At 43.0% G+C, this 12,971-nt stretch carries 10 protein-coding genes; all 10 read left to right on the top strand.

Annotated elements, in window-relative coordinates; all coding sequences use genetic code 11:
- Positions 1-45: 45 nt before the first annotated feature.
- The 10 genes from NRIC_RS17105 (at position 46) to yjeM (ending at position 12,879) form a co-directional block, all read left to right on the top strand.
- On the top strand, positions 46-801 hold the full coding sequence (locus NRIC_RS17105; RefSeq protein ID WP_146623931.1) for an ABC transporter ATP-binding protein: 756 nt from the start codon (positions 46-48) through the stop codon (positions 799-801).
- Positions 798-2,393: a permease-like membrane multi-spanning protein gene (locus NRIC_RS17100; RefSeq protein WP_146623930.1), complete on the top strand. Its 1,596-nt coding sequence runs from the start codon at positions 798-800 to the stop codon at positions 2,391-2,393. Before NRIC_RS17105 ends, NRIC_RS17100 begins: the two co-directional genes overlap by 4 nt.
- 103 nt (positions 2,394-2,496) lie before the next feature.
- Positions 2,497-3,177: a response regulator transcription factor gene (locus tag NRIC_RS17095; RefSeq protein WP_146623929.1), complete on the top strand. Its 681-nt coding sequence runs from the start codon at positions 2,497-2,499 to the stop codon at positions 3,175-3,177.
- Positions 3,177-4,166: a sensor histidine kinase gene (locus NRIC_RS17090; RefSeq protein WP_146623928.1), complete on the top strand. Its 990-nt coding sequence runs from the start codon at positions 3,177-3,179 to the stop codon at positions 4,164-4,166. Before NRIC_RS17095 ends, NRIC_RS17090 begins: the two co-directional genes overlap by 1 nt.
- A gap of 113 nt (positions 4,167-4,279) precedes the next feature.
- On the top strand, positions 4,280-5,041 hold the full coding sequence (locus tag NRIC_RS17085; protein WP_146623927.1) for an ABC transporter ATP-binding protein: 762 nt from the start codon (positions 4,280-4,282) through the stop codon (positions 5,039-5,041).
- A 1-nt stretch (position 5,042) separates the two neighbouring features.
- Positions 5,043-7,019, top strand: a complete 1,977-nt coding sequence (locus NRIC_RS17080) for an FtsX-like permease family protein (RefSeq protein WP_146623926.1) — start codon at positions 5,043-5,045, stop codon at positions 7,017-7,019.
- 162 nt (positions 7,020-7,181) lie between these two features.
- Complete coding sequence (locus NRIC_RS17075; RefSeq protein ID WP_146623925.1) at positions 7,182-7,772, top strand: TetR/AcrR family transcriptional regulator; 591 nt, start codon at positions 7,182-7,184, stop codon at positions 7,770-7,772.
- A complete protein-coding gene (locus tag NRIC_RS17070; protein WP_146623924.1) occupies positions 7,773-8,480 on the top strand; it encodes an ABC transporter ATP-binding protein in 708 nt (235 codons plus the stop codon).
- A complete protein-coding gene (locus NRIC_RS17065; RefSeq protein WP_175580143.1) occupies positions 8,480-10,687 on the top strand; it encodes an ABC transporter permease in 2,208 nt (735 codons plus the stop codon). Before NRIC_RS17070 ends, NRIC_RS17065 begins: the two co-directional genes overlap by 1 nt.
- A gap of 695 nt (positions 10,688-11,382) precedes the next feature.
- Positions 11,383-12,879: a glutamate/gamma-aminobutyrate family transporter YjeM gene (yjeM, locus tag NRIC_RS17060; protein WP_146623922.1), complete on the top strand. Its 1,497-nt coding sequence runs from the start codon at positions 11,383-11,385 to the stop codon at positions 12,877-12,879.
- Positions 12,880-12,971: the final 92 nt, after the last annotated feature.

The raw sequence follows: 12,971 nt of genomic DNA, 5'->3' as shown, positions 1-12,971 counted from the left end.
CCTTTCCAATTTCACGTATAGTAAGTATCAAAGGAGCTGGTAAAAGTGATCGAATTAATCAATGTGACAAAAAAATATGGCAAAAAGACTGCTTTAAATAACCTATCATTAACGATTAGCAACGGTGAGATTTTTGGGTTTCTCGGCCACAACGGAGCGGGAAAATCAACGACGATCAAAAGCTTGGTCAGTATCATCGAACCGTCAGGAGGCACGATTCGTTTTGATGGCAAGGATTTGACAGAGAATCGCTTGGAGATCAAGAAGAAAATCGCCTATGTTCCTGACACACCGGATCTTTTTTTGCAATTGACCGCCAATGAATATTGGGATTTAATCAAAGCAGCCTATGGACTGAACAATGAAGCCGCTCGTCTGCAGGAGCTGATCAGTTTGTTCGATATGCAGCCCCATGTAGACGAAACAATTGAAAGTTTTTCTCATGGCATGCGGCAAAAAACCATCATCATCGGTGCTCTGCTGCCGGATCCGGACATTTGGATCTTGGATGAACCTTTGCAAGGACTAGATCCGCAAGCCGCATTTGACTTAAAGGAATTGATGAAAAAGCATGCTGAAAAAGGCAATACTGTCATCTTTTCCACTCATGTGTTAGATACTGCACAGCAACTATGCGATGAACTAGCTATTTTGAAAAAGGGCGAATTGATCTACAACGGCTCTGTTGATTCACTGCTGGAGGACTATCCGAACGAATCATTGGAGAGCGTCTACTTGAAAATGGCCGGTCGCAAGTCGGAAGAATTGGAGGAATTGGAAGAACAGGAGGGAACGGAATGAAGCTGCAGCAATTAAAAGCACTGATGCGGATCAATCTGCTGTACGTCAATCCTTCCGCAACCACCCAATCTCGCAAAAAAGGCAAAAAGGGTGCCGCTCTGACTCGAAACATTTTTTTATCCTATTTACTATCCGGGGTTGTTTTCTTAGCTGTCTATACGGCAACGATGTTTGCGATTGATTTTTCAAAATTTCCTGGTTTTTTCACTTATTATCTTGCCTTATTTGGTCTGATCGGCTTTTCGCAGGCAATGTCCTCGATTTTTAATGTGTTTTTTGAAAGCAAGGACCTAGAAAACTATCTGCCGCTGCCGTTTCGACAGGGCGAAGTATTTTTGGCAAAATTCCTGGTCGTCGGGTTGACGATCGTTCCGTTTTTGCTCCCGCTGGTAGTCCTGTTTTATTTAGCAGCCTGGCGGGGCGGTATGATGATCGTGTTGGCCGTTCTGGCTGGTTTGATCATTTTCGTCGGATTCGTGCTGTTGCTGTTTGGGTTGTGCAGCTTGGTGATTTTCGGGCTTACACAAACTAAAATTTTTTACCGCCACAAGAAGACCTTTATGACGGGGATGATGGGATTGTCAATGGTTTTGGTAATCGGCGGCATTTTGATTATCAATTTCACCCAGACAGATATTCAGCACTCCACGACAATGGTGGATCGTCCGGTGTTGACACCATTCTTGCCATTTTACTATGTGTTGACCAATCCGTTCTCGTTGCCAGGGTTCCTGAGCCTACTGGGAATTTTGATTTGCCTGACGGTCGTCTTCTTTATTATTCAACAAAAAATCGTACCGAAATTATATGACCAGTTCAGTGACGAGAATCAGCAAACGGTCTCCAAGAAAAGAAAACGCAAAGAAAATCAAAATCTGGTCCAGCTGTTGCGCAGCTACAATCTGCAGCTGATTAAGAATCCGAATTTGATTACACAAATGCTGTCTTCTTCCTTGATCATGCCAGTCGTTTTCTTTATCACATTCATGGTGACTGGACAATTTTCATTCCAACATTTAAGCCCGGCTTTTTTCGGTGTTTTCTTTTGTGCCGGTATTTTCTTGGCTGCCATGACAATCAATCAAACGTCTCTAATCAGTTCGATCATTTCTTTGGATCGGGAGAATTTCTTGTTTATTCGGTCACTGCCGCTGTCTTTTCGAGAATATTTGCGGATTAAAATGATCACGGGGACGCTGATCCAGTTCGTTATCACGGGCGGTGTTGCGTTGTTGGCCGGAGTATTTTCACGGATGCCTCTGCTGCTGCTGCTGTTCTTTGTGATCGGCGCGTTGTGCGGAACTTACTTGTTCTGTGTGCACTTCTTCATTCGCGATTACGATTTATTGAACCTGAATTGGAACAATGTCGGGGAGCTGTTTACACGGGGCAATGGGAATTTTGCGATCGTTTTTTGGATGTTTGGAGTGATGATCGTTGGTGGCATATTGCTGACGCTGTATGTCGTTGCTGTGTTGTTCAAAGTCAATCCATTTTTACTCAATGGTGCAGTTTTCCTTGTATTGGCAACAATAGCCTTTTTGTATTTGAACAATCAGAAAAAGTATTTCTGGCAAAAATTAATGGATTAAACGAGTCCGCTTCCTAGTTGGGGAGCGGCTTTTTTGATAAAAAAAATCAAATCTTCCTCCGATTATTTAGTATAATGGAAAAAATGAGGGTAGGAGTGTGACCATGATGAAGCTTTTTTTAGTAGAGGATGATCCCACGATCGTCGAGATCGTTCAAAAGCATTTGGAGCAATGGGATTATGAATGCCTTATCCCTGCTGATTTTCAACGCGTAGATGAGGAAATCAAACAGGAGAAGCCAGATCTGGTGATTCTGGACATCTCCCTGCCATTTTTCAACGGGTTTCACTGGTGTCAAAAGATTCGAGAGTTCTCAGAGGTCCCGATCCTCTTTTTATCATCAGCTGAAGACAAAATGAATCAGGTGATGGCGATGACTATGGGGGCAGATGATTTTATCCCTAAACCTTTTGATTTGACTCTGCTGCTGGCCAAAATTCAAGCGATCCTGCGGAGAAGCTATCAGTATGGTCATCATGAGACGACGTATGAATTGGGGGAGTTCACCTTTTTTCCAACAGAAAATTTACTGCGGAATGCGCAGACTACTGTGCCGATTTCACCGAACGAAGCGCGGATCCTGCAATTGCTTTGCCAGTATAAAGGCAGTATCGTCCCGCGGGAGTCCATCATTGAGATGCTGTGGCAGAACGATGAATTTATTGATAATAATACTTTGGCGGTCAATCTGACCCGATTAAGAAAAAAATTGGCGGCAGGCGGGTTGCCGGATCTTATTCACACCGTTAAAAATAAAGGCTATTTGATCGAGGGTGATTACTGATGAAGCGAATCAAGGGATTTCTTTGGGAACAGCGGGTTCTCTACCTGATGTATCTGATCTTGATGGGCCTGTTTTTGTTTACTTTCTATCTCTATGATTTTCCATTGCTGGCGTTTTGGGACAGCATCTTATTCACTTTTTTTGCTCTGTTGGTCTATTCGATTATAGGGTGTTACCGATATTACCGTAAACAGTTGCAATTACAACTGTTTAGCAGACAGGTTTTACAATCCTCGATCCAAACGCTGCTGCCAAAACCAAGTACCCAAGCGGAGAAAAGCTACCAGCATATGCTGGATCAGCTGATCAAGGAAAAAGGATATTACATTTCCCAAGCCAATCAGGATAAACAAGAAGTCTTCGAAGATTTTGGAATGTGGATGCATCAAATCAAAACACCGGTAGCGGCCTTGGATCTGATGATCCAATCAGGCGACAGCTCCCCTGGTTTGATGAAGGCAGAGCTGTTCAAAATTAATGAATATTTACAAATGATGCTGAATTATTTACGCCAAAATCTTGACCATCAGGACATGGTAATCGAAAATGTATCACTGGATATGCTAGTCAAAAAGGTCTTAAAAAAATATGCCTTTTTCTTCTCTCAAAAGAATCTGCAGCTGGAACTAAAAGAGCTTGATGGAATGGTGTACACCGATCAAAAATGGGCTGGCTTCATCTTGGAACAACTCTTGTTCAATGCCATCAAATATACCCGCGAAGGCAAAATCACGATTGCCTTTAGTGAAAACCAGCTGACGATCCAAGACACGGGGATCGGTATTCGAGCGGAGGACCTGCCGCGGGTGTTTGAAAAGGGCTACACGGGATACAACGGAAGAAAAGAACAACGGGCCAGCGGGTTAGGACTGTATTTGAGCCGTCTGGTTGCTCAAAAGATCGGCTGCCGTTTGGCGATCGAGTCAAAGATCGGTATCGGTACGACCGTCATGATGTTTTTTCCTAAAGAATATAGCGGCTTTGATTAGTGAAGCCGACAACATTCCCAAACTTCCAAAACTGTAAGTTTGGGTCTCTTTTTGTAAGTAGTACCGTTCTCTTTAACTAGCTAAGATATAAGGAGAGGAGGGGGAATTCAACAATGAATGAACTATTAAGCGTAACGAGTGTTAAAAAAGTGTATCAAAGCAAATTAAGCGGCGTGTCCGTTGAAGCATTAAAATCGATCAATTTAGGAATCGATCAAGGAGAGTATGTCGCTATCATGGGGGAGTCAGGCTCAGGAAAAAGTACGCTGCTGAACCTGGTTGCCACCTTGGACAAGCCAACTGCTGGGACAATGTACTTAAACGGGATGGACCTGACCAGCATCCCGGAAAAACATGCGGCGGCCTTTCGCCGGGACCATCTGGGTTTTGTTTTTCAGGACTTTAACTTGCTGGATACGTTCTCTACCAAGGACAATATTTTGCTGCCTTTGGTGCTTTCGCAGTACAAAGTGAAGGAAATGGAACGAAAACTTATGCCGGTTGCCAAAGCTCTCGGCATTGAGGGATTGCTAGAAAAATATCCTTACGAGCTTTCTGGTGGACAAAAACAACGTGTGGCGGTGGCTCGGGCGATCATCACCGAACCCGAATTGCTCTTAGCCGATGAACCAACAGGGGCTTTGGATTCAAAAACTTCTGAGCAGCTGCTGCAGATATTCCAGCAATTGAAGCAGCGGGGGCAAACGATCCTGATGGTGACTCACAGCTCGATTGCAGCCAGCCATGCGGATCGGGTCCTATTTATCAAAGATGGACAGGTCTTTCATCAGCTGTACCGCGGACAAAAAGAAAACTATCAATTCCTTGAGACGATTACAGAGACCATGACGGCTCTTTTATCGAAGGAGGGGTAAGATGTTTTATATGAAACTAGCTTTTACCAATTTAAAGAAAAACCATCGAGCCTACTTACCATTTTTGATCTCAATGCTCTTTTTGGTCGCAGCCATTACCATGACACAGGTGATCGTAAAAAATCCTGGAATGAAACAATTGCCTGACAGCTATAGTGCAATCACGATGTTTAGCTTTGGAAATATTATTTTGATGATCTTTTCAGGCATTTTTTCAATCTATACGAACAGCTTTTTATTAAAGCAGCGAAAAAAGGAATTTGGACTTTACAATGTATTAGGTTTGGGCAAAAGAGAACTGTACATCATGATGTTTTGGGAAAATTTTTTCAGCTTTTGGATCGTCCTGGCCGCTGGGATCATCTCCGGCACGATTCTAGGCAAGCTGGGTTTTCTAGTTTTGCAAAAAATGATCGGTATAGGAGAGCGTTTCGTTTTTTCTTTAACGTTCGAAACATTGGGGATCGTCGTACTGCTGTTTCTGGGCATCTTCTTGTTTCTCTTCTTATTGAACTGTCTTCAAATCAAGCGGACCAAACCGATCGAGTTGCTGTATGGCGACAAACGAGGAGAGATCGAGCCAAAGAGCAAATGGATCGCTACTGTGATCGGGATCGGCTGTCTTGCAGGCGGCTACAGCCTGGCCTTGTTGATTGAATCACCCGTTGATGCATTGACGTTTTTCTTTGTTGCGGTGGTTTTAGTCATTTTTGGAACCTATAATTTGTTTATTTCAGGCAGCATCACATTGTTGAAGACGCTGAAGAACCGAAAGAGATTTTATTACAAGACCAATCATTTTATCTCCGTCTCCAGCATGATCTATCGCATGAAGCAAAATGCGGCCGGCCTGGCGAGTATTTGCATTTTGTCGACAATGGTTCTAGTCACGATGGGAACGACAGGCAGTCTGTTTTTCGGGCAACAGGAATTATTGAATTCCCGTTATTCTCATTCAGTCAGTATCTCCAGCTACCAAAACGTACCGGAAATTAGACAATCTGCGGAACAGTTGGCTCAAAAGAAAGGGATTGAGTTGACGAATATGCAAGAAGTTGAAACGACGAAAAGCTTATTTTTCAAGCGTACGGGGGATACGTTTCAATTTCGCAGTGAAGCGCAGATCAGTGAATTAAATGATGCCGCGATGATCAGTCTGATGACAATGGCGGAGTACAACAAGCATGCAGAACGATCTGTCGAACTGAAAGACAATCAGATCGCTGTTTTTACAGCCAGTGGCGACATTTCTCAAGAGGCAATCACGATAAACGGCACTAAGTATCGCGTAAAGGAAAAGGTGGATCATTTTATTGGGCTGCACCAGCAAAACAATCTATCGGATGTTTTCATCATTGCAGTCAAGGATCAGCAGATGATTGATCAATTGTTAAAAGAGTGGCGGGTTCCTGAAGAAGATCGGCAGCCACAGTACTCTTTAGGCTTTGATATCAACGCAGATGAAAGTGAACGGTATCACTTTGCGCAGGACCTAAAGACGATGTACAGCAGCCAATTTTCCGATGAGGCGCTCGGATTTAGTTTTGATTCAAAAGATATCTACGCTCGATCCAATAAAACCTTTACTAGCGGCTTTTTCTTCCTGGGCATGATTTTTGGCGTGATCTTTACACTAGCGACGGCCTTGATCATTTACTACAAACAGATTTCTGAGGGGATCGATGATCAACAGCGCTTTGAGATTTTGCAAAAGGTCGGCATGAGTCACGAGGAGGTTCGCAAGGTGATTCACAGTCAAGTGCTGCTGGTCTTTCTCTTTCCACTGCTAGTCGCGGTTGTCCATTTGGGATTTGCATTTCCGTTGATCAATAAGCTATTGATCCTGTTTGGTTTAGTCAACTGGCATGTCATTTTAATCACCACGATTGCGGTCGTCCTGATCTTCAGCCTTTTGTACTTTATCGTTTATCAGCTGACAGCTCGCAGTTATTATAAGATCGTGGAACGTGAAGCATAATAGTGTTCATCCTGTTCAATCGCAGCTCAGCTGTTGAACAGGATTTTTTGTCTTTCTAAAGAATAGAGAGTGAAGGTAAAAAAACATTCACATTATACGATTTTCAGGGTATAATGACTATATAGAAATTATTGGTCATTATAGTTCGAAAGGAGTGTCATTATGCCAAGAGGTTTAACAGAGCAGGAAAAAGAAAGTCAACGCCAGCTGCTAATCAGTCATGGAAGAAAACTGATCATTCGATATGGAATCAGTCGGGTCAGTGTAGATGATATCGTAAAGGAGGCCGGGATGGCGAAGGGAAGCTTTTACAATTTTTTCTCTTCGAAGGATGATTTTCTCTATCATTTGGTGTTTCAGCTCCATGAACAAGGATTTGCGCGCATCAAGACGGTTTTGCGTGACATTTCTCAATTGCCTTCTGCAGAAAAAAGAGTCAAAATCAAGCGCTTTTTTATGGAGATGATGAAGGATCCCGAACAACGCTTTTTTATTGAGGAGCACAATGAAGTTGAACGCTTTATGCTGCGTTACGCAAAGGATGGACTAGCAGAGCTGGAAGCGATGGAACAGCGGAATTATCAAGAAATGTTCAACAGTATGAATCTAAAAGGCAAACAACCAGAGATTTTGCAAAACTATATCCATATTATCTTTTTCGGTGTCAGCCATGGAGAGATTTTGATCAAGGAATTTATTGATCCTACGATTGAAGTGATGATCGATGGCCTGTTAGATTATTTGGAGGTGTAAATGATGACCCTATTTTCGATTCGTGATCTGACGAAGATCTATGGAAAAGATTCATCCGCGGTTACTGCACTAAACAAGATTTCTTTAGAGATTCCGGCCCACAAGTTCGTCGTGATATTAGGGGAAAGCGGGTCTGGAAAATCGACATTGCTGAACATGATCGGCTGCATGGACAAGCCCACAAGCGGCGAGATCATTTGTCAGGGAACGCCAATCACAAACCTGAATAAGGCTGAGATGACAGAGTTTCGTAAGGAGAAGATCGGCTTTGTTTTTCAAAGCTACAATTTACTGCCGGACCTAAATGCGGTTGAAAATGTCGAATTTTCAACCGAGGTAGTGGGCTTAAGCCAAGATTATGCGCAGCAGGCAGTCGCGGCGGTGGGACTTGCTGATCGAGGGGCGCATTTTCCAGCCCAACTGTCTGGCGGAGAGCAGCAGCGGATTTCGATTGCCAGAGCGTTGGCCAAACAACCGGAGATTTTGCTTTGTGATGAGCCGACGGGGGCATTGGATTTTGAAACAGGGATCCATATTCTTGAAGTATTGAAAGCTATACAATCCGAAAACCACAGTTCGATCCTGCTTATCACCCACAGCAAGGAAATTGCAAAAATCGCTGATGTCGTGATTCGGATGCGCAGCGGGCAGATCATAGAATACACAGAAAATCCACGACCTCTTCTGCCAACGGAGGTGGAATGGTAATGAAAACCTCTACACGTTTTATCTTTCGAAAAATGAAAAAACAACGCGGGCAAATGCTCGGCATGGGGCTGTTGATTTTTGTCGCTGCGTTGTTTTTTACCACAATCTACTCCTTTAAAAACACTTATCAGGTTTTTACAGAAGATTATTTTCAACAGCAGCACTATGCAGACATTACCCTCACCGGTTCCTTTACAAAAGAAGAGGTTGCCAAGCTTGAAAAAGAGCAGGGGATTACGAAGGTAGAGGCACGAAGCCTGATGGAAGTGAAGGATCAAGAAATCACGTATCGTTTCATCTCCCTTACCTCGAAAATGAATCAGCTTTCTATCACCAAGGGGCGTTTGCCAAAAAATACAAAGGAATGTGCCGTCATCAGTCAGTTCGCCCGCAAACATCAGATAACTGTTGGCGATCCGCTGACGATTTCTAATCAAGAGCGAAAGGTCGTCGGGATCGTTAGTTCTCCAGAATACGTCTACTATGTGCAAAATGCGCGAACGATGTTTGCTGATCTTGATAAATTTGCAGTGGTATTTGTGGATCAGCTGCCCGGTCCGTACAATCAAATTCTTTTGGAGACCTCTGATGCGCTCTCAGAAAAAAGGCTGGCCTCCAAGATTAAATTCAACCAATACACGAAGGTTGATGATCAAATCAATTACCAGATGTATGAGGGAGACCTAGGACAATTTGAATCCTTTGCCTTCATTTTTCCGACGATTTTTTGGTTGATTTCCTTCTGTATTATTTTTATTTTGCTGCGCCGAACGATTCTGAAGGAGCATAAACAGCTGGGAATCATGAAAGCACTGGGACATAGCAATACAACGATCATGAAGATCTACCTGATGCAGTTCGGGCTGTTAGGGATCATTGCCTCTAGTCTTGGCTGTCTTGCTTCGATCCCACTTTCCAATTGGCTGCTGTCCATGATCAGAATCATGATTGAACTTCCGACGCTGGCTTTGCGCATGTATCCGAAGGTTTGGTCGGTTGCAGTCGGGGTTTCGGTGCTCGGTTGTCTATTGGCAGGCAGTCTAGCGATGTTGTCTGTTTTAAAAGAACTTCCAGCAGTTTCTATGAAACCGCGAATGCCTCGTGCGACGAAGCGAAGTCTTTTTGAGAAATTGACCTTTATTTGGTCCAAATGGTCCTTTAATACTCGGTATGCCATGAAAAGCAGCGTCCGCAACAAAGGACGTTTTTTCGTGATGGTGTTGGGAATTGCTGCATCTACAGCATTGATGTGCTTTTCCTTAGGCTTCAATGATTCGCTGCATCAAATCACTCACCAATACTTTGATGAATTTGCTAGTTATGATCTGGTGGTGGAAGGTGAGCCGCTGCCTTTAGGAAACAATCCTTTCGCAGGCTACTCGAAGATCGATCAGCACAGTCCTGCTTTGCAGATGCCCACGAAGGTTCGCGGGGAGGAGTATCTGCTGACTGTCTTAGAGAGTGACACTACAATGTTGAACTTGAATCAGCAGGAGCTGAAAGAGGGAATCGTCATCCCTGAGTATTATGCAGAAAAGTGGGGGGTCCGTGTTGGCGATACTGTTAAAATCGACGATCACCGCGTCTCAATCTCTGGAATCATTCGCTTGGGTATGGGATTGAGCATGTTTACTTCCTATCACTATGCCAAGGACGTTCTACCAGACGTGCCGCAAGTCTACAACACAACCTACATGAAAAGTGAGCGACTTGATTCGCTAGAAACTGCTTTACTAGAAGACGAGTATGTTTTCTCTACTGTGAAAGACGATATTTCCTCCTTCAACAGTTTGCTGGAAAATTTACAGATCTTGATTTGGCTATTGATCGCATGTGGAGTCATCTTGGGGATCACGGTGGTTCTATGCATCAATTTGATGAACTTGACAGTTCGAGAATTTGAGTACATGTTTATGAATATCATGGGCTATTCGAAGAGAAAAATTCTTTCTGCCATCTTTAAAGAAAGTATCGTGCAGCTTTGCTTAGCGATTCCGACTGGATTTTTCTGCGGGTATCTGCTGCTGCAGATGATCAAGGGAGAATTTTCTCAAAACAGCTTTGCTTTATACCCAGCGATTCGTCCAATCAGCTTTATTCTTTCAGGTACCGTGATTCTGATCATGAGCAGTCTTCGGATCATTGCGGCCAATCGTTTTATTAACAAGCTGGACATTGTTGAAGGTTTGAAGATTCAAGAGGATTGATTAATAGAAAACGAACCGCTGTCAGTGAGTTGGCGGTTCGTTTGGCAACATAGATTTATAGAGACAAATAGGATAAGAGAATTATCAAAAGCTGAGACAAGCCTTATCGAGATGTCTTTTCTTCGATCGAAGAGGAGGCTGACGTAGATGATCTGCGTAATCAAGCGAAAAAGTAAATCGTGTAAATTTTCAGAAAAATTATACTATGAGAATAAATTCGTGAGCTGAAAAAAATATTTTGGCAATAGAGCACTAAAATTATTCACTTTAGATCACAATGTTTGGGCAGGGCAAAAAGACTTTTAAAAGTTTTTATATATTTCAACAGGCTAGTTGAATGAATAAAATGTAAACGAAATGATTTTTTTAAAATTTTGGTGAAAAAGTGAAATGTTTTATTTAGGTTGATTTTACTCTACAGTGTGCTCAATCAAGTGTTCGACCCGAAGAGTCTTTAAAAAAACACTTTTATTTGTATTGTAAAGTCCGAATTTATCATTATTTTGACATTTTATCACTGAATATTCATTTCAAAATACTTGTTTAAAATAAAGTGAAAACGAGAAGATCTATCCCAATCACTCTTGTTGCGAGGGGACAGTTTTCATTGTAAAGTCAGGTCAGGAAAGGTCGATATCCTAACCTGTACTTGTTCAATCAATAACGAGTATGAAAATTGAATTGGAGTGATTGAATTGTCTAAAGCGGAAAAAGGCATGACGCTCGGCGCTCTGGTAATGATGATCTTTACCTCAGTGTTTGGTTTCGCAAATGGCCCGGTAGCATTCTACCTGATGGGCTATGGTTCGATCGTTTTCTACATCATTGCAGCTATTTTATTCTTTATCCCATTTGCGCTGATGATGGCGGAATTCGGTTCGACCATTAAAGGAGAAAACAGCGGGATGTACAAATGGCTGGAGGTCAGTGTGGGGCCGAAATTTGCCTTTATAGGTACATTTATGTGGTTTGCCTCCTATGTTGTTTGGATGGTTTCTACTTCTTCGAAAGTATGGATTCCTTTTACGACGGCATTTGCCGGAAGTGACCAGACGCAAAAATTGAGTTTGTTTGGGTTGAATTCGACTCAAATGGTTGGTTTACTGGCTTGTTTATGGATGGTGATCGTCACAGTGGTCTCGATCAAAGGAGTCAAAGGAATCGTTAAGATCACCAGTATCGGCGGCTTGGCTGTCACAAGCTTGAATGTTGTTTTGATCGTTATCTCAGGGATTATTTTGGTGGCAAAAGGCGGACAGCTGGCTCAGCCCTTTGACCACATTCTGCATTCACCAAATCCTTCTTATCAAAGTCCGATCGGATTGCTTGGGTTTGCGGTATTTGCGATCTTTGCCTACGGCGGTATCGAGGCTGTCGGCGGAATGGTCGATAAGACTCAAAACCCAGAAAAAACTTTCCCTAGAGGGGTTGTCTTCTCTGCATTAGTGATTTCGATCGGCTATGCGTTGGGGATCTTCTTGTGGGGCGTAAGTACTAATTGGGACGCGGTATTATCCAGTGATTCAACCAACTTGGGTAATATCAGCTATGTCATGATGAATAATCTAGGGGTCGAATTTGCCAATGCGATCGGTATGAGCCATTCTGCTGCAGCAAGCATGGGAAACTGGTTTGCTCGCTACACCGGCTTGGGTATGTTTTTAGCATATAGTGGCGCGTTCTTTACCTTGACCTACTCTCCATTGAAAACCTTGATCATGGGAACTCCGAAAAAAATATGGCCGAAAAAATTTACAGAGTTAAATGAACATGGTATGCCAAGTTACGCGATGTGGGCACAATGTGCGATCGTTGTTTTGATTATTTTAATCGCCTCGTTTGCTACACCTGATCCATCCGCCTTCTATAACATCTTGACTTTGATGGCGAATGTTTCGATGACCTTGCCTTACTTGTTCTTGATCTTTGCTTTTCCGAAATTTAAACAAAAAGGCATGCCGCAGACCTTCGAGGTTTATAAATCGAAGGGGATGACGATGACCATCAGTACCTTGGTCTTTATCCTTGTGTTGGGAGCCAACATCTTTACGATTTTCCAGCCAATCATCGAAGGAGCGGGAGTCGGCGATACGCTATGGATGATTGCTGGGCCAGTTGGCTTTACGGTCTTAGGGATGGTCTTGTATCAAAATTACTTGAAGCGTGAAAAAAAGGATACCTTGTCTAAGTAAAAAGCTGTGTCCCGCTACTAGTGCGGGACGCAGTTTTTTTTGCGATGGTTCAAAAAACATTTTTGCCTTCGTTTATGAAAGTGAAAGGAGGG

The organism is Enterococcus florum (assembly GCF_004309355.1).
GTDB classification, from domain to species: domain Bacteria; phylum Bacillota; class Bacilli; order Lactobacillales; family Enterococcaceae; genus Enterococcus_A; species Enterococcus_A florum.
Note: the sequence above shows the minus strand (reverse complement) of the source record. Positions and strands in the feature narration are given on the sequence as shown.